The sequence below is a fragment of the Actinomadura opuntiae genome (genome assembly GCF_030283205.1).
In the GTDB taxonomy this organism is placed as follows: Bacteria; Actinomycetota; Actinomycetes; order Streptosporangiales; family Streptosporangiaceae; genus Spirillospora.
The window spans coordinates 282,405-304,438 of sequence record NZ_JASNWF010000009.1; the positions used below are offsets into that span (position 1 = coordinate 282,405).

24 protein-coding genes and 1 tRNA gene are annotated in these 22,034 nt (G+C 72.2%); 11 read left to right on the forward strand and 14 right to left on the reverse strand.

Annotated elements, in window-relative coordinates:
• The first annotated feature begins 47 nt into the window (after positions 1-47).
• The gene (gene serS, locus QP089_RS21535; protein ID WP_285913518.1) at positions 48-1,307 is read left to right on the forward strand and encodes a serine--tRNA ligase; all 1,260 of its coding nucleotides are present in this window, start codon (positions 48-50) and stop codon (positions 1,305-1,307) included.
• Between the two features lie 43 nt (positions 1,308-1,350).
• On the opposite strand, the gene QP089_RS21540 is transcribed toward serS, so the two are convergent.
• A complete protein-coding gene (locus tag QP089_RS21540; protein ID WP_285913519.1) occupies positions 1,351-2,238 on the reverse strand; it encodes a tyrosine-protein phosphatase in 888 nt (295 codons plus the stop codon).
• A 204-nt stretch (positions 2,239-2,442) separates the two neighbouring features.
• Between QP089_RS21540 and QP089_RS21545 the strand changes: the two genes are divergently transcribed.
• The gene (locus tag QP089_RS21545; RefSeq protein WP_285913520.1) at positions 2,443-3,246 is read left to right on the forward strand and encodes an HAD family hydrolase; all 804 of its coding nucleotides are present in this window, start codon (positions 2,443-2,445) and stop codon (positions 3,244-3,246) included.
• Positions 3,247-3,295: 49 nt separating this feature from the next.
• On the opposite strand, the gene QP089_RS21550 is transcribed toward QP089_RS21545, so the two are convergent.
• Both QP089_RS21550 and QP089_RS21555 read right to left on the reverse strand, forming a co-directional pair.
• On the reverse strand, positions 3,296-3,841 hold the full coding sequence (locus QP089_RS21550; protein ID WP_285913521.1) for a bacterial proteasome activator family protein: 546 nt from the start codon (positions 3,839-3,841) through the stop codon (positions 3,296-3,298).
• Positions 3,842-3,854: 13 nt separating this feature from the next.
• Positions 3,855-4,811: an NAD(P)H-quinone oxidoreductase gene (locus QP089_RS21555; protein ID WP_285913522.1), complete on the reverse strand. Its 957-nt coding sequence runs from the start codon at positions 4,809-4,811 to the stop codon at positions 3,855-3,857.
• 182 nt (positions 4,812-4,993) lie between these two features.
• On the opposite strand from QP089_RS21555, the gene QP089_RS21560 reads away from it, so the two are divergent.
• The 4 genes from QP089_RS21560 to QP089_RS21575 all read left to right on the forward strand — a co-directional run bounded on the left by QP089_RS21560 (position 4,994) and on the right by QP089_RS21575 (position 8,027).
• On the forward strand, positions 4,994-7,096 hold the full coding sequence (locus QP089_RS21560; protein WP_285913524.1) for a MinD/ParA family ATP-binding protein: 2,103 nt from the start codon (positions 4,994-4,996) through the stop codon (positions 7,094-7,096).
• Between the two features lie 37 nt (positions 7,097-7,133).
• Positions 7,134-7,514, forward strand: coding sequence for a cupin domain-containing protein (locus QP089_RS21565; RefSeq protein ID WP_285913526.1), 381 nt, complete (start codon positions 7,134-7,136; stop codon positions 7,512-7,514).
• 44 nt (positions 7,515-7,558) lie between these two features.
• Positions 7,559-7,647: transfer RNA gene (locus QP089_RS21570), tRNA-Ser, on the forward strand.
• Positions 7,648-7,862: 215 nt separating this feature from the next.
• On the forward strand, positions 7,863-8,027 hold the full coding sequence (locus QP089_RS21575; protein WP_285913528.1) for a hypothetical protein: 165 nt from the start codon (positions 7,863-7,865) through the stop codon (positions 8,025-8,027).
• 150 nt (positions 8,028-8,177) lie between these two features.
• Here QP089_RS21575 and QP089_RS21580 read toward each other — a convergent pair whose 3' ends face one another.
• Entirely contained in the window at positions 8,178-8,666 is a 489-nt protein-coding gene (locus QP089_RS21580; protein ID WP_285913529.1) for an NADPH-dependent F420 reductase, read from the reverse strand.
• A 204-nt stretch (positions 8,667-8,870) separates the two neighbouring features.
• Between QP089_RS21580 and QP089_RS21585 the strand changes: the two genes are divergently transcribed.
• Positions 8,871-9,719, forward strand: a complete 849-nt coding sequence (locus tag QP089_RS21585) for a helix-turn-helix domain-containing protein (RefSeq protein ID WP_285913530.1) — start codon at positions 8,871-8,873, stop codon at positions 9,717-9,719.
• Between the two features lie 12 nt (positions 9,720-9,731).
• Here QP089_RS21585 and QP089_RS21590 read toward each other — a convergent pair whose 3' ends face one another.
• Positions 9,732-10,490, reverse strand: coding sequence for a M15 family metallopeptidase (locus tag QP089_RS21590; RefSeq protein WP_285913531.1), 759 nt, complete (start codon positions 10,488-10,490; stop codon positions 9,732-9,734).
• A gap of 164 nt (positions 10,491-10,654) precedes the next feature.
• On the opposite strand from QP089_RS21590, the gene QP089_RS21595 reads away from it, so the two are divergent.
• A complete protein-coding gene (locus QP089_RS21595; RefSeq protein ID WP_285913532.1) occupies positions 10,655-11,080 on the forward strand; it encodes an MFS transporter in 426 nt (141 codons plus the stop codon).
• A gap of 28 nt (positions 11,081-11,108) precedes the next feature.
• Here QP089_RS21595 and QP089_RS21600 read toward each other — a convergent pair whose 3' ends face one another.
• The gene (locus tag QP089_RS21600) at positions 11,109-11,567 is read right to left on the reverse strand and encodes a MarR family winged helix-turn-helix transcriptional regulator (RefSeq protein ID WP_285913533.1); all 459 of its coding nucleotides are present in this window, start codon (positions 11,565-11,567) and stop codon (positions 11,109-11,111) included.
• Between the two features lie 100 nt (positions 11,568-11,667).
• On the opposite strand from QP089_RS21600, the gene QP089_RS21605 reads away from it, so the two are divergent.
• Entirely contained in the window at positions 11,668-12,669 is a 1,002-nt protein-coding gene (locus tag QP089_RS21605; protein ID WP_285913534.1) for a pirin family protein, read from the forward strand.
• 52 nt (positions 12,670-12,721) lie between these two features.
• Here the strand turns inward: QP089_RS21605 and QP089_RS21610 are convergent, their stop codons facing one another.
• Positions 12,722-13,051 carry a hypothetical protein gene (locus tag QP089_RS21610; RefSeq protein ID WP_285913535.1) on the reverse strand — a complete coding sequence of 110 codons (330 nt, stop codon included), beginning with the start codon at positions 13,049-13,051 and terminating at the stop codon, positions 12,722-12,724.
• The gene (locus tag QP089_RS21615) at positions 13,048-13,269 is read right to left on the reverse strand and encodes a hypothetical protein (RefSeq protein ID WP_285913536.1); all 222 of its coding nucleotides are present in this window, start codon (positions 13,267-13,269) and stop codon (positions 13,048-13,050) included. The genes QP089_RS21610 and QP089_RS21615 overlap by 4 nt, the downstream gene beginning before the upstream one ends.
• 321 nt (positions 13,270-13,590) lie before the next feature.
• Here QP089_RS21615 and QP089_RS21620 point away from each other — a divergent pair, with 321 nt between their 5' ends.
• A complete protein-coding gene (locus QP089_RS21620; protein ID WP_285913537.1) occupies positions 13,591-14,085 on the forward strand; it encodes a helix-turn-helix domain-containing protein in 495 nt (164 codons plus the stop codon).
• 232 nt (positions 14,086-14,317) lie between these two features.
• On the opposite strand, the gene QP089_RS21625 is transcribed toward QP089_RS21620, so the two are convergent.
• From QP089_RS21625 to QP089_RS21640, 4 genes are all read right to left on the reverse strand, one after another.
• Entirely contained in the window at positions 14,318-14,935 is a 618-nt protein-coding gene (locus QP089_RS21625) for a class I SAM-dependent methyltransferase (protein WP_285913538.1), read from the reverse strand.
• Positions 14,932-15,213 (reverse strand): DUF2064 domain-containing protein, encoded by a 282-nt coding sequence (locus QP089_RS21630; protein WP_285913539.1) that lies wholly within the window; start codon positions 15,211-15,213, stop codon positions 14,932-14,934. The genes QP089_RS21625 and QP089_RS21630 overlap by 4 nt, the downstream gene beginning before the upstream one ends.
• Positions 15,214-15,223: 10 nt before the next feature.
• Positions 15,224-16,810, reverse strand: coding sequence for a nickel/cobalt transporter (locus QP089_RS21635; RefSeq protein ID WP_285913540.1), 1,587 nt, complete (start codon positions 16,808-16,810; stop codon positions 15,224-15,226).
• A gap of 107 nt (positions 16,811-16,917) precedes the next feature.
• Entirely contained in the window at positions 16,918-18,210 is a 1,293-nt protein-coding gene (locus QP089_RS21640) for a tetratricopeptide repeat protein (protein ID WP_285913541.1), read from the reverse strand.
• Positions 18,211-18,643: 433 nt separating this feature from the next.
• On the opposite strand from QP089_RS21640, the gene QP089_RS21645 reads away from it, so the two are divergent.
• Complete coding sequence (locus QP089_RS21645) at positions 18,644-19,288, forward strand: hypothetical protein (protein ID WP_285913542.1); 645 nt, start codon at positions 18,644-18,646, stop codon at positions 19,286-19,288.
• 346 nt (positions 19,289-19,634) lie between these two features.
• Here the strand turns inward: QP089_RS21645 and QP089_RS21650 are convergent, their stop codons facing one another.
• Positions 19,635-20,195: a class F sortase gene (locus QP089_RS21650; RefSeq protein WP_285913543.1), complete on the reverse strand. Its 561-nt coding sequence runs from the start codon at positions 20,193-20,195 to the stop codon at positions 19,635-19,637.
• Positions 20,196-20,448: 253 nt separating this feature from the next.
• Positions 20,449-22,020 (reverse strand): DUF4331 domain-containing protein, encoded by a 1,572-nt coding sequence (locus QP089_RS21655; protein ID WP_285913544.1) that lies wholly within the window; start codon positions 22,018-22,020, stop codon positions 20,449-20,451.
• Between the last annotated feature and the right edge of the window lie 14 nt (positions 22,021-22,034).

The following is a 22,034-nucleotide window of genomic DNA, read 5'->3' on the forward strand; positions in this document are numbered from 1 at the left end:
CGATACTCGCGCGCGCCGGAGGGGCCCGGGCCGGTAGCCTCGGGTCTGTGATTGACCTGCGAGCTCTTCGAGAGGATCCCGAGCGGCTGCGCGCCTCGCAGCGCGCCCGCGGTGAGGATGACGCCGTCGTCGACCGGCTGCTGGACCTGGACGGGAGGCGGCGCTCCGCGCTGACCTCGTTCGAGCAGCTGCGCGCCGAGCAGAAGAGTTTCGGCAAGTCGGTGTCGCGGGCGCAGGGCGAGGAGCGGCAGGCCCTGCTGGCCCGCGCGAAGGAGCTGGCGCAGCAGGTCAAGGACCGCGAGGCGGAGGCCGACCGGCTCGGCGAGGAGCTGGACGCGGCGCTGAAGGGCGTCCCGAACCTCATCGAGGACGGCGTCCCGCCCGGCGGCGAGCAGGACTACGTCGTCCTGGAGCACGTCGGCGAGCCCACGGCGTTCGACTTCGAGCCGAAGGACCACCTGGAGCTGGGCGAGGGCCTCGGCGCGATCGACATGGAGCGCGGCGCGAAGGTGTCGGGCGCGCGGTTCTACTACCTGACCGGGGTGGGCGCGCGGCTGCAGTACGCGCTGCTGAACCTGGCGATGGAGCAGGCGGTCGCCGCCGGGTTCGTGCCGATGTACCCGCCGGTGCTGGTGAAGCCGGAGGCGATGGAGGGCACCGGGTTCCTCGGCGCGCACGCCGCGGAGGTGTACCAGCTCCCGCAGGAGGAGCTGTACCTGGTGGGCACCTCCGAGGTGCCGCTCGCCGCGTACCACATGAACGAGATCATCGACGAGCTGCCGCGGCGGTACGTGGCGTGGTCGTCGTGCTTCCGCCGCGAGGCCGGCTCGTACGGCAAGGACACGCGCGGCATCATCCGCGTCCACCAGTTCGACAAGGTGGAGATGTTCTCCTACTGCGACCCGGCGGACGCGCATGCCGAGCATCTGCGGCTGCTGGAGTGGGAGAAGGAGATGCTCGCCAAGTGCGAGCTCCCGTACCGGGTGATCGACACGGCGGCGGGCGACCTCGGTGCGAGCGCGGCGCGCAAGTACGACTGCGAGGCGTGGGTGCCGACGCAGAACACCTACCGCGAGGTCACGTCGACGTCGAACTGCACCGAGTTCCAGGCGCGGCGCCTGGCGGTGCGGTACAAGGACGCCGACGGCAAGAACCAGCCGGTCGCGACGCTGAACGGGACACTCGCGACGACGCGCTGGATGGTCGCGATCCTGGAGAACCACCAGCAGGCGGACGGTTCGGTGCGCGTCCCGGAGGCGCTGCAGAAGTTCCTGGGCCTGGAGGTCCTGGAGCCGGTCAAGCGCTGAATGGAGTGGAAGGGCCCGTCCGCAACGGACGGGCCCTTTCTTATTAGCGGAGCAGTTGCTTGCGGAGGGCGGCCTGGGTGGCGGCGTCGATGCCGAGGCCCTTGGTGAGGAACGCGTCGAACGTCCCGAAGTCCTTCTTGATCTGGTCGAAGGCGGCGTCGAGGTAGGACGCGCGGACGGTCAGGAACGGCTCGACGAGCGCCGGGTCGATGCCGAGCTTCTCCAGCTCGGCGAGCTCGGCGGCGTTCCGGCCGGCGAGTTCCTGGTTGGAGCGCAGGTAGTCGCCGTACACCTGGGCCTTGCCGACGCCGAGGACGGTGAGCAGGATCGCGGTCATGACGCCGGTGCGGTCCTTGCCCTCGGTGCAGTGGTAGAGGACGGGGCCGCGGGCGGACGCGACGCGCTTCAGCGCCGCCGCGAACTGCTTGCGCGAGTCGGGGTCGTGGATGAACCCGCGGTACGACAGCGCCATGAACTCGCCGGGCTTGTCCTGCGCGAGGATCGCCTTGAGCAGTTCCGGCGCCATCGTCAGCAGCGTCGGGGAGAACGCGTTGATGTTCGCGGCGACGGGGGTGACGCCGGCGGGCAGCCGGTCGGCGCCGGACAGGCCGACCTCGAGCTGCGAGCGGAAGTCGACGGAGGCCGAAAGCCCGAGCCGCTGGAGCTGCGCGACGCCGGTCGCGGTGACCTTGCTGAGCGACGCGGACCGGTAGACGGCCCCGTAGCGGACGCGGCGTCCGTCCCGGGCGGCGTAGCCGCCGATGTCGCGGACGTTGACGGCGCCGTCCACCTTGACGTCGCGGACGGTCGAGGCGGTGGTCCGGGCGGCGGTCGCGGGGGCCGCCGACGCGGGGGCCGGGAGGGTGAACGGGGCCAGCGCGACGGTGCCCGCGAGGGCGGCCGACACCAGACGGGGGGTTCTGCGGGTCATGGGCAGTGCCTTCCGCACGCGGGGGAGAGAGAACGTGAAGAAGATTCGGGTGATTGCACCCTAGGTGGGGGGCGGACGGGACGGAAGGGGCGTGGCGCGAACAGGACGCGAACGGCCCGCGAACCGGAGCAGCAGGGGCCAACCGGGCGGATCGGCCGTCGGACCCGTCGCCTAAGGTGAGTCACAGTCGCACTGGAAGGTGACATGTCCGAACCCACGCCGCGCGTGATCGCCACCGACCTCGACGGCACGATCGTGCGCTCCGACGGGACCATCTCCGCGCGCACCGTCGCCGCCCTCGCGCGCGTCGAGCGCGCCGGCGCGATGCTCGTCATGGTCACCGGCCGCCCCCCGCGCTGGATGGCGGAGATCGCCACCGCCGTCGGCCACCGCGGCCTCGCCATCTGCGCGAACGGCGCCCTCGTCTACGACCTGCACACCGAGACCGTGGTGCACGCCCGGCAGATCGAGCCGGGCGTGCTCGCCGAGGCCGTCGAGCGGCTGCGCGGCGTCTCGCCCGCGTTCCGCTTCGCCGCGGAGTACCCGACCGGGTTCGTGTTCGAGCGCAGCTACGACCTGTCCGGCTGGGACGCCGAGGCGCTCGGCGGACGGCCCGTCGACGACGCCGAACTCGTCGCCTTCCCGAGCACCAAGCTGCTCGCCTTCCACCCCGACGCCGACCCCGACGAGCTCGCCGCGCGGGCGGAGAAGGCCGTCGGCGACCTGGTGACCGTGACCCACTCGTCCGGGCGCGGGCTGCTGGAGATCAGCGCGCACGGCGTCACCAAGGCCAGCGCCCTCGAAGCGCTGTGCGCCGAGCACGGCCTCGGCGCCGCCGACGTCACCGCGTTCGGCGACATGCCCAACGACCTGCCCATGCTCGCCTGGGCGGGCACCTCGTACGGGGTCGCGAACGCGCACCCGCTCGTGCTGGCCGCCGTCACGCACACCACGTCCCGCAACGACGACGACGGCGTCGCGCAGGTGCTGGAACGCCTGTTCCCGTGACGACGGCCGCACCCCCGGTGAGGGGTGCGGCCGCCGCCGCGGAAACGCTCTACAGGTAGGGGCCGGACGATCGGGGGCCGGGCTCGTCCTGCTGGTCCATGCCCTGCGGCATCATCCCGGCGGGCAGCGCGCGGCGCATCTGCTCCAGCTGGGCGCGCGCCGCCATCTGCTGGGCGAAGAGCGTCGTCTGGATGCCGTGGAACAGCCCCTCCAGCCAGCCGACCAGCTGCGCCTGCGCGATCCGCAGCTCCGCCTCGCTCGGCACGGACTCGTCGGCGAACGGCAGCGACAGCCGCTCCAGCTCCTCGACCAGCTCGGGGGCCAGGCCGTCCTCCAGCTCCTTGATGGACGACTTGTGGATCTCCCGCAGCCGGGCCCGGCTCGCCTCGTCCAGCGGGGCGGCCTTGACCTCGTCCAGCAGCTGGCGGATCATCCCGCCGATCCGCATCACCTTCGCGGGCTGCTCGACCATCTCGGTGATCGACTTGCCCTCGGACTCGCCGCCGTCGCCCGCGCCCTCCAGCGCGATGCCGTTCGGCCCCACCACGAGGACGTGCGGTTCCTGTTCCGACTGGTTCTTCGAAGGCTCGCTCATAACTCCCTCATCCTCACACGGTGAGCAGGATCTTGCCGACGTGCCCGCTCTGCTCCATCAGCCGGTGCGCCTGCGCGGCGTCGGCCATCGGGACGCGCCGGTCGACGACCGGCGCGACGTCCCCCGACTCCAGCAGCGGCCAGACGTGCTCGCGGACGGCCGCGACGATCTCCGCCTTCTCCTCCAACGGACGGGACCGCAGCGCCGTTGCGTGCACGAGCGCCCTCTTGCGCAGCAGCGCGCCGATGTCGAGCTCCGCCTTGGCGCCGCCCTGCAGCCCGATGACCATCAGCCGCCCGCCGGTGGCGAGGGCGCGCACGTTCCGTTCGAGGTACTTGGCGCCGATCAGGTCCAGGACGACGTCGTACGGGCCGCTGTCGACGAAGTCGTCCTCGCGGTAGTTGATCACGATGTCGGCGCCCAGCTCGCGGCAGCGGGCCGCCTTCTCCTCGCTGCCGACGGTGCACGCCACCTTGGCGCCCTTGGCCTTGGCGAGCTGGATCGCGTGCGTGCCGATGCCGCTGCCGCCGCCGTGCACCAGGAGCGTCTCGCCGGCGCGCAGCCCGGCGTGCATCCAGATGTTCGACCAGACGGTGCAGGCGACTTCGGGCAGGCCGGCCGCGTCCACGAGGTCGACGCCGCGCGGGACGGGCAGCACCTGCGAGGCGGGCACCGCGACCAGCTCGGCGTAGCCGCCGCCGGCGAGCAGCGCGCACACCTCGTCGCCCACGGCGAAGCCCGTCACGCCGTCGCCGAGCGCCGCGATCCGCCCCGACACCTCCAGGCCCGGATACGGCGGGGCGCCCTCCGGCGGGTCGTAGAAGCCCATCCGCTGCATGACGTCCGCGCGGTTCACCGCGCTCGCCGCCACCTCGACCAGCACCTCGCCCGGCCCCGGCTCCGGATCGGGCACCCGCGTCCATTCCAGGACCTCGGCGTCCCCCGGCTCGCGAATCACGATCGCATGCATACCGGTCACGCTACCGGGCGGCGGTCGGGCGCCGCCGCCGCGCCGCCCGACCGCCCCCGCCGGGGGCAAAGTGGATCTTCCGCGGGGATGCGTGGTATTGACGCGCGGGTATCCTGCGTGGGGGCCGATTTGCCCTCCTGCTCCGTAATGATTCATCAGAGGTGTGCCCGAGGGGAGAAACGGTGGCGAGGAACGAGCACGACGGGCGTTCCCTGGAGGAGCGGCTCGCCTCTCTTGACGCGATGAGCGGCGAGACGACGGGGCCGTCCGCCGCCGTCCCGCCGCCCGCCGCCGAGGGCGAGCAGGCGCCCGCGGCGCAGCCGGCTCAGCCCGAGCGGCAGGGGCCGCCCGAGGCCGCCGGGCGGCCGGAGGGCGCGCCGGGCGAGCAGGCGCCGCAGCCCGCGCACGACCCGAACGCCAACCCGTGGCTGGCCTCGCCGCCCCCGATCCCGGGCCCGGAGAACTTCGCCCCGGAGAACTTCGCCCCGGAGAACTTCGGTCCCGAGGGGTTCGGCCCGCCGCCGCCCCCGCCCGGCCCGGCGCAGAACCTCCCGCCCTACGACGGCGGTCCCATGCCGCAGCCGTTCGAGGGCGGCATGCTGCCTCCCCCGTACGCCGCCGCGTACCAGCCGTTCGACCAGAAGCAGCCCTGGGAGACCGGGCCGGCGCCGCAGCAGCAGCCGCCGTACGACGCGGGCAACGGGCAGGGCGCGCCGCCGCTCGACCAGCTCCCGCCGTACCTGCCCGACCAGCCGTTCCCGCCGCACGACCCCAACGCGGCGCAGCCGCCGTACCCGGCCGAGCAGGGCGGCGCCCAGCCCTTCCCGGCCGACCCCCACGGCGCCCAGCCCTTCCCGCAGGACCCCAACGCGCAGCCGTTCCCGCAGGACCCGAACGCGCAGCCTTTCCCGCAAGACCCCAACGGCCAGCCATACGCGCAGGACCCGAACGTGAACGGCCAGCCGTACGCGGTCGACCCGACCACCGGCCAGCCCTACCCGCCGAACCAGGGCGGCGGCCAGCCGTACCCGGTCGACCCCAACACCGGCCAGCCCTATCCAGTCGACCCGAACACGGGCCGTCCCTACATGGTCGACCCGAACACCGGCCAGACCTATCCGGTCGACCCGAGCACGGGGCAGCCGTACGCCGTCGACCCCAGCACCGGGCAGCCGTACGCGCAGATGCCGCCCAACAGCGACGTCGGACCGCCGCAGCAGGGCTACGCCTACCCGCAGCAGGGCCCGTCCCAGCCCGGGCCGTACCAGCAGGTGCCGCCCAACCAGCAGCAGTACCCGGGGCAGCCGCAGCAGCCCCAGCAGCAGCCGCAGCCCGACCCGAAGAGCTCCGAGAGCCTCAGCTCCGAGAACCTGCTCGGCGAGCGCCGCATCGCGCCGTCGTCGGGCTGGCGGCGCGCCGTCTACAAGGCCACCGGCGGCAGCGTCCACCCGGGCGAGTCGCAGAGCGAGCTGCGCCGCAAGGACCTGATCGCGCGGGCCCGCACCCCCGTCACGAACGGGCACCACCGCGTCGCGGTGATGTCGCTGAAGGGCGGCGTCGGCAAGACCACCACCACGACCGGGCTCGGCTCGATGCTCGGGTCGCTGCGCGGCGACCGGGTGATCGCGGTGGACGCCAACCCCGACCGCGGCACGCTGTCGGACAAGGTGCGGCTGGAGACCGCCGCGACCGTCCGCGACCTGCTCAACAGCCGCGACCGGATCCACCGGTACGCCGACGTCCGCGCGTTCACCTCGCAGAACCCGGCGCGCCTGGAGGTCCTCGCCTCCGACCGCGACCCCGCGGTCAGCGAGGCGTTCAGCGCCGAGGACTACGCGGCCGTCGCCGTCGTCCTGGAGCAGTACTACTCGGTCTGCATCACCGACTGCGGGACGGGCCTGCTGCACTCGGCGATGGCCGGCGTGCTGAGCCTCGCCGACCAGCTCGTCCTGGTCAGCTCCCCGTCGGTGGACGGCGCCCGCTCGGCGAGCGCGACCCTCGACTGGCTGGAGGCGCACGACCACGGCCACCTCGTCCGCAACGGCGTCGTGGTGCTGTCGATGGTCCGCAACCGGACCCGCAGCCAGGTCGACCTGGACAAGCTGCAGGCGCACTTCGAGAGCCGCTGCCGCGCGGTCGTCCGCATCCCCTACGACGACCACCTGGAAGAGGGCGCCGAGGTCGAACTGGAGCAGCTCGCCCAGGTGACCCGCGAGGCCTACCTCAACCTCGCCGCCATCGTCGGCGACGGCTTCGCCTACCCGCGCCCCGACCGTCCCTCCTGACCTCGTCCGCGCACCCGCGCCACTAGAGTCGCCTCCCGTGGAGGACGACGACCAGGGCGTGTACGTGGGCAAGGCCGCCGCGGACGCCGCCGCCGACCGCGGCTGGCTGCTGGGGCACTTCAAACCGCCCGGCGACCTGCGGCACAGCGAGGACGTCGAGATCAAATGGGGCGTCCACCCCAAGGACGAACGGCGCGCGAGCTGGACCAGCGGCGAGAAGCGCACCGCGCTGCTCGTGCTGATCAGCGGCCGGTTCCGGCTGGAGTTCCCCGACCGCGACGTGCTGCTGGCCGAACCCGGCGACTACGTGGTCTGGGGACGCGGCGTCGACCACTCCTGGCACGCCGAGGAGGAGTCCGTCGTGATGACGGTCCGCTGGCCGTCCATCCCCGGATATGCGGTCGAGGCCGCCGAGTAGGACCGCTATCGTTGGCCGTGGCCACCCGGGCGTGGCGTGGCCGGGGAGAGTTCGCATAGTGGACTAGTGCAGGCGCCTTGAAAGCGCCCAGGGCTGGGGACAGTCCTCGTGGGTTCGAATCCCACACTCTCCGCTGTACTTATTTCTTTGCCCTTGGCGGTCGGGCGTTGGACGCCCTCCCTTCGGCGGGCAAAGTGCGATCGCTGCATCGCTCCGACTCGCCCTGGGGGCTCGCTGCGCGATCAGGTTCTCGCTTCGCTCGAACCTGGCTTCGCTCGCGATCGCAACGTGGCGGGCTCCGTGGAAAGCGCCCTAATCGGGCGGAAGGCATCCGTTACTCTCTTCGGCATGTCACAGACACCGAATGATCCGGCAGGTACCACCCACCAGTTTCAGAACTTCGCCAACCGGGCACCGGCGGAGAAGACCGGCCCGAACATGGCCCTCGTCGTCGGCCTCGCCGTCGTCGCGGTCATCGTCGTGGTCGGCGTGATCGCGCTCATGATGGTCTGACACCCGGGCAGCCGCCCGCGCGGACGCGACGGCGCGTCCACCCCCGTGCGCGGGCTCGACCGGGTGACCACGTCCCCTCCGGCCACGTCCCTCAGGGACGCCGTAGGCCGCTTGGCGGGACGTTCGCAAACCTCTTGCTCCCCCCAACCCTCAGTCCCTGCTCGGGAGTCTGGCCTCGCTGGCCGGGCGGCGGACCGCGGCCTCGGCGAGTTCGCCGACCCGGGCCGCGGGGACCGCGATGCCGGGCGTCCCGATGGTCCAGCGGAGGAAGTCCTCGACGTTGAGGGCGGGGACCTCTCCCAGGTACGGCCGGATGTACACCGGTGTGTCCGGTTCGCTGCGCCAGCTGTCGGCGAGCGTGCCGATGTCCACGGTGTCGTGACCGAGGACGTCCAGCAGCCCGGCGGCCTCGGCCTTGGCGTCGGCGTCGTCGCCCGCGATGGGCAGGGCGTTGCGGTCCGGTGCGCCGGCGGGCCGGGCGAGCGTGACCAGCTGGTGCGGGGTGATGTTGTTGAACGCCTTCACCACGCGCGAGCGGGGAAGGCGGCGCTGCAGAAGGGCGCTTGAGGTGAGCTCGTCCGCGTCGAGTTCGGGCAGGCGCCCGTCTCGCTCGGGGTAGTAGTTGGCGGTGTCGAACACCGTCTTGCCGGTCAGGGCGTCGGCGGGCGACGGAAGAGCCGATCATTCCGCTGCCGATCAGTCCCAGGGTTCCGGGCATGGCTTGTCTCCGTTCGCATGGGGTTCGCGTGACAGCCTGCGTCCGGCGCCGGACGTCCAGCCAGGTCCCCGTTCTGCCTACTCACGGGGTGATCACCCGGCGGGCCGGGACGTAGGGTTGGCGGCGTGGACGACCGGGCCGAGCTGAGCGGCTTCCTCAAGTCGCGCCGCGCCCGCCTGCGCCCGGAGGACGTCGGCCTGCACGACGGCGGCGGGGTGCGCGGGGGCGGCGGGGTGCGCCGGGTCGTGGGCTTGAGGCGCGAGGAGCTGGCGCGGCTGGCGGGCGTGAGCATCGCCCACTACACGCGCCTGGAACAGGGCAGGGGCGACGCCGTCTCCGACGAGATCCTGAACGCCGTCGGCGCGGCCCTGCGCCTGGACGCCGACGAGCTGGCCTACCTGCGCCGGATCGCGCGGCGGCCCGCGCCGTGCCCGGACGGCGCGACGCCGCCCGAGACGCCGGACGGCCTGCGCCGCCTGCTGGGGTCGTTCGTGCTGACGCCGGCGCTGGTGGTCGGGCGGCACACCCAGATCGTCGGCTGGAACCGGCTCGCCGCGGCGGTGTTCGGCGACTTCGCCGCGCTGCCGGGCGACCGCCGCACGCTGTCGCATCTGCTGTTCGCCGACCCGCACCGGCGAGCGCTGCACCGCGCCGGTTGGGAGCGGGCGGCGCGCGGGCACGTCGCGCATCTGCGCGTCCTGCTCGGCCGGTTTCGTGGGGACGCCGCGCTCGCGGTGCACATCGACCACATGCGCGGCCTCAGCGAGGACTTCGCGCGGATGTGGGCCGAGTACCCCGTGGCGCAGGCGCGGTCCCGGACGTACGTGCTGCACCACCCGGTCGCGGGCGAGCTGACCCTGCACGGCGAGCTCGTCGCGCTGCCGGACGCGCCGGCGTGCTGCGGGCTGGAGCTGTTCGCCGCCGAGCCGGGCTCGGCGTCGGAGCGCGCGCTGCGCGAGCTCGCGGGCCGGTAAGCCGGGGCGGGGTCAGCGGCCGTTGCTGCTGAAGTGCTGGTAGTCGCGAGCGCCGCTCCACTCGCCGCCCCAGCCCCAGCCGATCGAGGCGAACGCCTTCACCACCCGGTCGCCCGCGTGGATGACGCCGGGTGCCTTGCTCTTGCGGTTGGCGTACTTCTTGCAGTCCTTGTGGGCGACGTGCCCGTCGGCGTACACGTACGGGTTCTCGCAGGTGTTGAGGTCGACGGCGAGGCCGAAGGCGTGCTGGGAGAACGAGCTGGACCCGGTGGCGTTGCGGCAGTTGAACGCCGAGGTGTTGCCGGCCTCGATCGAGGCGAAGTCGCTGCCCTTGTACTTGTCGACCGGCTCCATCCGCCGGATCGGGTAGCGCATGGCGTACAGCTTGCGGAACACCTTGACGAGGTCGTCGGCGGCCTTGGCGTTGACGACGAGCTGCCCGTTGTCGTGCGGCCGGTGGTCCATGCCCCAGTACGTCATGTCGATCATGCGGAGGCCGGACGGCGCCACCGGGCAGCCCTTGTGCCAGGAGTACTTCAGGTCCCCGGCGGTGACCTTCCCGATCTTCGCCTGGAACTTCTGGCTCGTCGGCTTCGCGGACGGCGACGCCGAGCCGGTCCCGGTCCCGGACGCGGTCGGCGGCGTGGCGGGCGTCGCCGTTCCGGGCTTGCCCCCGTCGTCGGATCCGTTGCCGCATCCGGTCGCGGCGGCCGACACGGCGATGAACACGGCGGCGAACGCCGCACTGCGGAGTGGCCCTCTGGCTGGCATCTTTGCAGGATGGCACGTCGCGTGGCCTTCGCGTTGGACCTCGGATTCGCTACGGTGCGTTTGACGGCGCGTCCGCCGGAAAGGGGCCGGGGCGGACGGGCCGCGAACGTCGCCTATCTCGCCGGGCATGTCGCCCGGCATCCGCCGGCCCCCAGGGAGCCGGGATGGCGGATCCGCAGGAAAGGGACTTTCCGAGCCTCGAGGACGAGATCTTCGCCGTGGCGCAGAGCGTCCAGGAGGAGCCGGGGCCGGTGCGCCCGCGGCTGCGGCTGCGCTCGGAGCGGGCGCTCGACATCGCCGAGCGCACCCGGTCGCTGAACGGCCGGGAGGTCGGGGCGATCGCGGCGGGGTTCGGCCTGTTCGTGTTCGTCGACTTCGTGATGATGTACGCGCCGCTGATGACGAGCCGGCGGCCGAGCCTGCTGCCGCAGTTCGTCACGCTGCTGGTGCTGGCGTTCGGGCTGGGCGGGCTGCTGGTGTGGAAGGTCGGCGGCCGGTGGCGGCCGTTCGGCGCGGGGATGATGCTGGCGTGGGTCTTCCTCACCCTGGTGTCGGTGGGGTTCCTGACCGGCGTGACGGTCACCCTCTAGGCGCCGGTCAGGTCGCGGTAGCCGCCGGTCAGGTCGCGCCGAGCCGTTTGAGGACGGCGCCGAAGGCGCGTCCGATGGCCTCCAGGTCCTCGGGCTCGATCACGTCGATCAGGTACTCGCGGACGACCTCGACGTGGTCGCGGGCGGCGCGCTCCAGCGCCGCGAAGCCGTCGTCGGTGAGCTGCGCGTAGACGCCGCGCTTGTCGGTGCCGCAGTTGTCCCGCTTGACCAGGCCCTTGGACTCCAGCCGGGAGCAGGTGTGCGACAGCCGGCTGCGCGACTGGCTGGCGTTCTCGGCGAGCTCGGCCATCCGCAGCCGGTGCCCGGGCGCCTCCGACAGCCGGACCAGGATCTCGTACTCCGACACCGACAGCCCGTGCTTGGTCTTCAGGTCGCGGTCCATGATCTCGGTGAGCCGGACGCTGCCGTCCACGTACGCCCGCCAGTCGCGCTGCTGGGCGGCATCGAGCCAGCGTGGTTCGCTCATACGGAGCAGTATAGTGGGGGAATAGTTGAAGCATCAACTAACTTGTAGGGGAGGCAGCGCCCGCCCGGCCCCGGACGGGCCCCGACCGACGGAGGACCCCATGCCAGCCGTGATGGCCGACCCGCTGACCCTGCCCCGGCTGCCGCTGCTGCCGGACGCCGGCACCGACTGGCGCCGCGTCGCGAGGATCGTGACCGCGAAGCGCCACCTGGAGGGCGAGGGCTTCGAGGTCCGGCGCCCGTTCCCGGGCATCGACCTGTCCCTGGCCGACCCGTTCCTGCTCCTCGACCACATGGGCGCCGTCGAGTACGCGCCGGGCGAGGCGAAAGGTACCCCGTGGCACCCGCACCGCGGGTTCGAGACCGTCACCTACATCATCGACGGCGCGTTCCAGCACCAGGACACCACGGGCGGCGGCGGCCTCATCGCCGACGGCGCCACCCAGTGGATGACGGCCGCGTCCGGCATCCAGCACATCGAGCAGCCGCCGCCGGAACTGGTCGCCAAGGGCGGGCTGTTCCACGGCGTCCAGCTCTGGGTGAACCTGCCGCGCGCGCAGAAGTGGGTGCAGCCGCGCTACCAGGACATCGAGGCCCGCGACGTCAAGCTGCTCGCCGCCGACGACGGCTCCTCGCTCGTCCGGGTGATCGCCGGTTCCCTCGCCGGGCACGACGGGCCGGGCGTCACCTACACGCCGATCAACTACCTGCACGCCACCGTCGCGCCGGGCGCCCGCCTCACGCTGCCGTGGCCGCGGGACTTCAACGCGATGGTCTACGTCCTGTCCGGACGCGGCACCGCCAGCGTCGAGGAGATCGGCCTGGACGAGGGGCAGCTCGCGGTCTTCGCGGGCTCGCACCACCATGGCGAGCAGGACGGCCTGGTCGTCCGCGCCGCCGACACGCAGCCCCTGGCCAGCGCGAACGGCTGGGAGATCCTGATCCTCGGCGGCCTCCCGATCCGCGAGCCCGTCGCCCGCTACGGCCCGTTCGTCATGAACACCCGCGACGAGATCGTCCAGGCGTTCGAGGACTTCCAGGCCGGCCGCATGGGCACCGTCCCCGTCCCGCACCTGTCGGCCGCGGACGAGCCCCTGTCCTGACGGAAGGAGCGATGGTGCGGGGCCGGGGGCCACCCCGCACCATCGCCCCGGTCTAGAAGGCGAGCACCCTGCGGAACCATCCGCCGCGACGCGGACGCCGGCGCCGCGACTCGGCCCGGCCCACATGTCGACAAGCCGCCACATCGGCACGCCGGACCGGCACTTGCGGACGCCGCCCCGCCCCGATCTCGTGCAGCAGTTGCGCCAGCGCCACCGGAGTCGCCGCCTCGACGAGCCGATCGCGGCCCGCCCGGTCACGGGCGAAGGCCCACCACCGGCCGGTGAACTCGCCCCACCATGCCGACACCCCGGGGAACCTGCGCGCCAGCTCCGCCGCCACCCGCTCGGGGTCGAGTTCGACGGCCGCCCACGGCGCCGTCACCGTCCGGCTCCCGCCAGGTAGCCGCGGATGACGACGGCCGCGTCCGTGATGCGGTCGGCGCGCGCGATCGGCTCGCCCCACGACGTCCAGAACCACGCGTTCCCGAAGTCTTCACTCCGCGCGCGGCAGGTGATCAGGTCGGACGCGTGCCGAGCCTCGGCGCAACAGCCCGGAACGTTCGGATTCGCGACCTTCAGCCCGCGCGATGTCAGCTCCACCGTCAGCCGGTGCGCCGACAGATGTGCCGCAAGCGCCGCGAGAGGGTCGCCAGAGATCGTACGATTCGCCACAGCCAGGACCTCATTCCTGGTCAGGCCCCGGCCGGCGCCGCAATCGCCGCGCCGGGGCCGCCTCGTCTCCAGGGGACGGGGCGCGCGCCGGTCACCCGACCACCGCCCCGGTCGCCAAGGCCCGGCGCGCGTCCCGCTTCGTACAGTGAATCGCCGTCACGCCTCGTGACGGCAGTGGAGAATGGCGGAGAAGCCCCGGAGAGGCCCCCGTCTCCGGGTTCCCCGGTCAGAGCGCGAGGTGGCACGACGATGACCAGCGAGCAGCCCCGCCCGGCATGGGCCGTCCGCATCCAGGCCGAACGCGAGGCCCGCGGATGGGGCAAGCATGAGATGGCCCGGCGCCTGATGCAGGCCGCCGGGTTGCGTCAGGGCTCGGTCGCCAACCTCGCGCGCCAGATCCTCGACCACGAGAAGGGCAAGCATTTCCCGCGCGAATGGGCGCACGCCTACGCCGCCGCGTTCGGCATGGACCCGGACGCCCTGTTCCCCGCCTCGCCCCAGGACACGGACGGTCATGATGCGGCTACGGCGCTCGCGGGTACCGTGAAAGTGCCTGCCCTCGACCTCTGGGACGACGATGTGAAAAGGCGCGCCGCACTCCAGTTGATCGCGGCAATCGGCGCGGGAAGCGTCGTGCCGCCCGGCGTGATAGAGGAAGTGCTCTCCGGTATCGACCGGGTCCTCGACCGTAGTGATGATCTCGATGATTGGGAACGTTCTCTCTCTGGTCTGCCTGTGTTGTAACCGACAGCGTCTTTGATCAATTCTCTGCGCCAAGGCGCCGCGCCCTCTAGATCTAAAACTGCCGGGCCCTCCTCTTGGGCGTATCCGCCGAGTCTCCGCGTCGACCGGGCAGGGACTCAGTCGGTGCCGGTAACTCAGGTCATGCTCGGGAAACGAGCGTCGGTATGGGACCGTGCGGGGGTGACAGGGCCTCGGTGGCCGGTTGTTTGTTCGGTTCCGGGCGAAAGTCTTGTCAGGAGTTGAGGGTGACGAACCATCGGTCGGCCTCCTCCCACAGTTCGCCGACGTCGGCCGCGCATTCGGCGGCCAGCGCGGCGGCACCGTCGGCGGACACGTGCGCCCAGGGGAACCATTCGCCGACCGCGCCGCCTGAGCGCAGCCGCAGCGGCTCGGTCAGCGACACCGCGCCGGGCGGGTCGACCTCCATCAGCACTTGCCCGCCGGGGCCCAGCAGCGCCAGGACGCGGCGCAGCAGCCGGGCGGGGGCGCCGCCGATGCCGATGTTGCCGTCGGCCAGCAGCACCGTGCGCCACCGCCCGGTACCCGGCACCCGCCCGAATACGTCGCGGCACAGCGCCGGGCCGCCCGCGGCGATGGTCAGCGCGACCGCGCGGGGCGCCACGTCGATGCCCAGCACCGGGATCCCGCGCCGCGCGAGCGCGACCGTGAGCCGGCCGGGCCCGGATCCGACGTCAAGGGTGGCGCCCTGGCAGCGGTCCAGCAGGCCGGTGTCGCCGCCACGCAGCGCCAGCCAGTCTCGCAGCGGCAGCGGGCGGCGGCGGCCGTCGGCGTGCTCGATCTCTACCGCCGCGCGGCCGCGCAGCGCCTCCTCGTACAGTTCGCCGATCATGCCCGGACGCCCCTGGCCCTCAGGGCCCGCATGACCTCGCCGGACCGACCGCCAAGCGCTGCCGCCGCGACCGCCTCGGCGTCGGGCGGGGTGCCTGCGTCGGTCAGCTCCGGCATCCGCGCCACCCGCAGCCCGGCGGCGTGCAGCCGGGCGAGCTGGAGCGTTCCGGTGTCGGGCCGCGACATCGGGACGCCCAGCAGCAGCCGCTCGTCGGGGCGGCGCAGCCCGAGCAACCAGAAGCCGCCGTCGCGGGCCGGGCCGAGCGGGGATGAGTTCATTGGAGCCGCTCTAGACCGAGCCGTTGAGGCTGCGCAGGGCCAGTCCGAGGCCGACCACGATGACCAGGGCGGCGGTGGCCAGAGGGGTGAACCGGCTGAGGTGGATCGCGCGCCCGGTGAGGGGGATCTTCGCCAGAACGCTCTCCATCCGCACCAGCGCGAGGCCCGCGAGCGTGAGCGTGGCGGCCATGCCCAGGCCGTAAGCCAACACCAGCCCGGCACCGAACACCGTCCGGCCGAGCGCGATCGCCCCCAGGAGCACTACGAGCGCGGAAGGGCTGGGAACCAGCCCTCCTGAAAACCCGAGCCCGATCAGCCCCGCCCTTCCCAAACGAGCCCCTCTGGCTCCATGCCCATGCCCGTGCCCATGCCCGTGCCCGTGCCCGTGCCCATGCCCGTGCCCGTGCCCATGCCCGTGCCCGTGCCCATGCCCGTGCCCGTGCCCGTGCCCGTGCCCGTGGCCGTGGCCGTGTTCGGGGCTGGGGGTGGTGTTGTCGCGGTGTGAGCGCCAGGCTGAGCGGAGCAGGCCGGTGCCGATGGCTGCGACCGTCAGGCCGCTGAAGACCCCGAGGTAGGCCAGCAGCGATTCACCTGCCAGGGTCGCCGAGGCCGACAGCACCAGTCCCAGGATCAGGACGCCCGCGGTGTGGGTGAGGGTGACGGTGACGCCGACGATGAAGGCGTCGCGGGGGCGGCCTCGTTGCCCGGCGATGTAGGCGGCCATGACCGTCTTGCCGTGGCCGGGCAGCGCGGCGTGTCCCGCGCCCAGGACGACCGCGAGCAGCACGGCCAGCAGCCCGACGCCGAAGGTGAGCCGCTCAGCGCCTACCAGGGAGTTGAAGTAGCCGGTGAGGTGGCCGAGGGCCTTGGTGAAGATTCCGGCCGAGGGCAGGCCGGGCAGCCGGGTGGTCGTCGACCCGATGCCGGGGCGGACATGCAGTGTCGCGGTGCGGATGTCCAGGGGTGAGGTGAGCAGGTCGCCGGGGTAGTGGCGCAGTTGGTCGCTGACGCTGCGCGTGGGGACGGGCGAGCGGTCGATGCGCACGCCGTCGCCGGTGGCGGTGATCTCGTGCCAGCCGATGCGGTCGTCGCGGAAGTGGTCGGCGAAGCGCAGTTCGGTGGCCCTCTTCAACGCAGCCGGCCCTGCCAGCCGGCAGGTCAGGCGGCTGGTGGACAGACCCGCCGACCCGGTGGCCAGCGTGTAGGAGGAGCCGGCCGGCCGCAAAGTGACCGGGCTGCCGCTGGCGGTGAGCGGGACCGCCGCGGCGAGTGCCGAGCACTGCCGCGCGGCGTACCGGGCCGCCTCGGCGGCGCTGATCGCCGCGTTGTGGTCGGTGTCGACGGTGCCGCGCTCTTGGAGGGTGGGGATCTCGGCGGAGTCGACGATCGCGGTGTCCTCGATGCGGTCGGGGAAGAGCCGGAGCCCGTGGTAGTGGTTGACGGTGAAGTTCCCCAGCGGATGAACGGGTCCGGCCGCGCCAGCCTGCCCAGCGCCGGCGCCGACGGTCGCCTGAACAGCGGCGGCGTGGGCGGGGAGGGCCGGTCCCCAGTAGATCGCGATGATGAGCCCGGCGAGCAGTGCCAGCACGGCCGACACCAAGCCACCTGCCCGCCCTTCGGCGATCCGCCCGGGAGCGCCCCAGCGTCGGGTGTGCCAGCGTGGCCGGGACGGTCGCAGGCGCAGGGCATCGGGTTCGGTCCGGGTCACGATGCTCGGCCGATGGCGGGGAACCTGGGGTCCAGGTGCGGGTTGATGCGGTGCGCCTTGGCGCGGTCGCGGTGGGCTGCGGCGTGGTCGCCGAGCGCGGCGTGGATGTCGGCGCGGTGCTGGTAGAACAGGGCGTTGCGCCAGCCGAGCCGGGTCGCCTGCCGCGCGTACCGCAGGGCCTGGCGGTCGTGGCCGTTGCGGTGCAGGGCCCAGGCGAGGGCGTCGGCGACGATGACGCTGTGGCGGCGCGACCATTCGGCGCGGGCGTGCCGCAACGCGCCGGCCGCGTCCCCGGTGTCGGCGGCGTATTCGGAGGCGCTCAGGTCGTCGACGACGCCGTTGTCGGCCATCAGCTTCTGCTCCGAGCGCAGCAGGTCCTGCTGGCGGGCGGCCTCGCCGGCGCGGCCGGCGGCCCGCAGCAGCTCGATGTACTCGGCGACGTACTGCGGCTGCGGGACGCGGCCCACCACATCGCGGTAGCCGTTGATCGCCGAGGCCAGGTCGCCGCGCAGCGCTCGGGTCTTGGCGATGCCCTGCAGTGCGGGGACATAGGTGGGGTCGGCGGTGCGGGCCGCCTGGTACTGGCGGGCCGCCTCATCGAGGTCCCCGGAGTGCAGGGCCAGTTCACCCAGGTAGTAGCGGCAGTACGCGACGTCGGAGGGGGCGTAGGCGCTCTGGAGCGCCTGCCGCAGGACCCTGCGGGCCGCCGCGAGATGGCCGTGCATCTCCAGTTCGTAGGACGCGCGCGTGAACGCCGCGACTCCAGGGCCCAGATCGTTCATGCGGGCGACCGCCGCGGTCGCGGCCCGGTAGTCGCCGAGCTGGGTGTAGGCGTCATTGAGCGTCCCGTACAGATCTGGGCTGGACGGGGCGATCCGCCGGGCCCGCTTTCCCCAGCCGGCGGCGGCGGCGAACTCGTGGCGCGCGTTGGCCAGCGCAGCCATTCCGATCATCGCCTGATAGTTGTCGGTGGTGTTCAACGTCAAAGAACGACGCAGGGCGCCCTCGGCCTTGGGATAGAAGTCCGGGTTCACGGTGATCCTGGCCTGCTGGACATAGGCGGCGCCCAACGCAGCCCATGTCGAGTAGTCCCCCGGTGCGCGCCGCAAGGTCTGCTGGTACCGGGCGATGACGCCCTCAGGCGCGGCCCCTGCCGGGCCGCCCGGCCCTGCCACGGACGACGAAGTGGACGGCGAGTCGGGCCCGCGGAACATCCCGACGACCACAACGGCGGTGGCGGCCAGCACACCCGTCACCAGCAGCAGGAGCGCGTTGCGCCTAGTCAGCACGGGTCTCCGTCTCCGCCTGGGGATGGGAAGGGCCGTCTCCCCTGGCCATCGTTGCCCGGTCGCCCTGGACGGCCGGTATGCGCCAACACCACGGGGCCGTTCCGGTGCTGATCCATCACGCCCTGCGGCCCGCGACTCTTGGCCGGTCTGTTCCCCTCCCGCCGCCGTGTTCGTCGACGATGAGTTCAGACCGGCCCCAGCCCATTATCGGGAGACACCAGGTCACGTAATCGGAATGGGATTCCCAAGAATGATCTCGACTACGGCAAACAAATGGCCGCCTCAGGACCGGCCCGATTGGCGCGACATGGGCTGGGTACGGCGACAAAACAGCGCATTTCAATATATTCAAGGAGGTATAGCCATGACTGGGAGGGCGAGCCCTTCACGCACTCCGATGTCCGGGGTGCTGAAGGCGCCACGCAGCCGGGGCATGGTCAATGGTCTGCTACTGGTGCTTCTGGGGCTGTGGGGCGGGCTCATCCCGTTCGTCGGCCCCTACTTCAGCTTCGGGTTCGGGTCGACCGCCACCTGGGACTACACCTCTGACAGGCTGGTGCTGTCCATCCTGCCGGCGATCGCCGTCGCGCTCGGCGGGCTGATCCTGATGATCAGCGCGGCCCGTCCCGTCGCCATGGTCGGCTCGTGGCTGGCCATCGCGGGCGGGCTGTGGTTCGTCGTCGGCACCACGATCGCCCCGCTGTGGGGCGGCGGCCCAGGTAGAGCGCTGGGCGGCCAGACACGGCAGATCGCCGAGCACCTGTCGTTCTTCCAGGGACTCGGCGCGATCACCATCGCGCTGGCGGCGACCGCACTCGGACGCTTCCTGGTAGTCGGCGTGCGCGAGGCGCGGCGCGCCGAAGCCGAACGCGCCGCCGCTACCGCTGGGGCGGCAGGAACCGCCAGGGCTACGGGGCGTCCCGACGGAGGAACCGCTCTTCCCGACCCGGACCGCTCCAGCCGGGGATCCACCGCTGCCCCGCAGTGGGACCGGCAGGCGCCCCCGCGCCAGGCGAGCGGGGAGCCTGCCGGGACCGACGGACACCGCCGGCACCTGAGCCTGCATCGGCGCCGGTGAACCAGGCGGACGCACCCGTCAAGGCAGCCTCCGCCGCTCAGCGACACATCTCCTTGTGACATCTCCCAGGCGCGACGCCCCGGCCGAAAGGCGGGGCGCCGCACCATGCAGGGCCGGATGTCCCCCCTGCCTCACCCGCGGGGCGCCGATGCTGCCTGTTCGATGCCGCTGGTGACACGAGGGAGCGCGCAGTGTCGAACGCCATTGCGGGAGCGAGCGTCCGCTGCCGAGCCACCTGGCCCCATCTTCGGAGAGCACGGACGCCGTCCCACACCACGCTTCGTGCTCCTGCGGCGTCGAGACCAAACCCCGACGGCACCATCGCCACTGGCCCGGGTATAGGCAGCTACTCCGCGCCGCCCATCGGCAGCCGGTCCGCGCTCCCCTTGGCGGTCACTCTGCGCTCAGCAGCCGAGGAGGGAGCGGCTGGTGATGGAGCGGCTATGGCGGTGGTGAGGGTGGCGAAGACGACGGTGTTGTCGGTGTAGTGGCGGGTTCGGGTGTCAAAGTCGCCGCCGCAGGTGATCAGCCGCAGCGACGGGGTGTCGGTGTCGCTGTAGACGGTGCTGGTGGGGAAGGCGGTCTTGCTGTAGCGCTTGACGGTGTCAACCCGGTAGATCGCGGTTCGGTGGTCGGTGCGGGTGACGGCGACGGTGTCGCCGGGGCGCAGGGCGCCGAGGCGGTAGAACACAGAGGGGCCGTCGCGGGCCGAGTCGAGGTGGCCTTCGATGACGGCGGTTCCCGGCTGGCCGGGCGCGGCCGAGCCGCTGTACCAGGCGGCCTTGTCGTAGTCGGGGCCCGGCGAGGGCACCTGGAGTGTTCCGTCGTCGTTCAGCCCCAGGGAGATGAGCGGGGCCGCAACCTTGATGGCGGGGATGTCGATCCAGGTCGGCGTTGCGTAGGGCATCGGTTTCAGAGACGGGCCGGCGAGTCCGGCGTGGGCGGAGGGTGCGGTGTTCGACACGGTCGCTGCGGGGCGAGGTGGTTGAGGTGGGTGCTGCTGGTCAGCGAGAGCGACAGCGATCGCATACGCTCCCGCGGCTGCTAGCACCGCGGTGGCCGGCACGGCGCACCGCCTCCGGAACCGTGCCGTGCGCAGTACCGACGACATTGCCGAATCCAGTGCCGGACTCAGTGCGGTGTGCAGCCGCGTGATGGTCCTACTCGGCCGCATTCTGCCTGGCGGGAAGGATGCGCCTGCGGTGGTGGAACATCAGCGCTCCGGCGGCGGCGGCCAGCAGGCCGGCACCCAGCCCCAGCAAGCCGGTGTGCTGCAGGCCGGCGGTGGCCCCTCCCCCGGTGGCGGCGCCGCCCGAGGGCGTGGCCTTGCCCGACCCGCTGTTGTGCGGCAGCGCGACGTAGGGGAAGGCTTGGCCGAAGGCGACGTCGTTGGTGTTGACGCGGTCGCCCTTGGCCAGCGCCGGAACGAGCTTGCCGGTCTGCGCGGCGCCCTCGAGGGCTTGGAGTTCGATGTCGACGACATCGTCGGTGAGGCGGCGTCCGTTGGGGAAGCCCTGCAGGTCGCCGGCGAGCACACCGAGCCGGTTCGGTCGGGCGGTGACCGGTACCCCCATGTTCAGCCGCAGCTCCTCGGCCGGGGTGAACTTGGCGGCGTTGGCGTCCTTGTTCAGCAGCTGGGAGTTCAGGTCGGCTTTGATCGGCCCGCCGGCCTTCTTGGCGATGCCGGTCAGGAAGATCTCCTGCAGGTCTTTTCGGGGCGTGGCCGGCGCCGGGATCTTGTAGATCTTCTGGATCAGTTGCGGCACCTCGGGGTTGAGGACCCGGTTCACCAGCGGGGCGACGGTGTGGTCCTGGGAGGGGTCCAGCCGGTTGAAGGCGTCCTTGAGACCGGCCGGCGAGACCACCTCGTTGACCAGCGGGTTCCCCAGCCGCGACACCTGGTGGTACTGCCCGGCCGGGGCCTTGTCGAGCTCGGCGTCGGGTCCTTGCCGGTCGGTGGTGGACCAGACGCCGATGGCGGGATTGCGCCGGGGGTTGCCCTTGAACGCCAGTGCCGTTTTGGGGACCTGCAGGGCGATGGTGTTGACGTTGTAGCCCTTGAGGGTGTCGGTGCCGGTCTCGCTCAGGTTCCCGCCGTACAGCAGGTCGAAGATCCGCAGGTCCAGGAAGAAGGAGTCGTCGGCCTGACCCACGTAGGTCTTGCCGCCGCCGGGCACCGTCTTGATCGCCTGCTGGCGCAGCGCGGCGTAGTTGGGCATCGACGCCTTGCCCACGAACGAGGGTGCCGCGATCGCGTCCTTGATCAGGGTGCGGGTGCCGGCCTTGGTGACCTCGGTCAGCGAGTAGTGCTGGCGGAACAGCAGCGTCGCGTCCCGCAGCGAGGTGACGGGCCCGTTGTTGTACAGGAAGGTGTTGTTGCCGCGGCGGTCTTCGTTGCGGAACGTCCACCGGTAGGTGATGTCGGCGTACCCGTCGCCGTCGTTGTCGACTTTGATGTTGTAGTGCGCCTTGGTCGCGAAGGGGTAGAAGTTCGGGCCGCCGTTGGGCTCTTCGAACGGGATCCAGTTCGCGGTGAGCGTCACCGTGTCGGGGGCGTCGGGGCTGGTGAAGGCGTACACGTCGGTGTTGTCGGCCTGCGGGTCACCGGCGATCAGCGGCGCCTCCCGGTGACTGGAGGCCGTGCTGGTACCCGGCCCCAGCGTCGCCAGCATGCAGGCCGCACCGAGCGTTCCCGCCGCGGCGGCCGCGACGAGCGGGCGCTTCGACCGCACACGCTCCCGAAAAT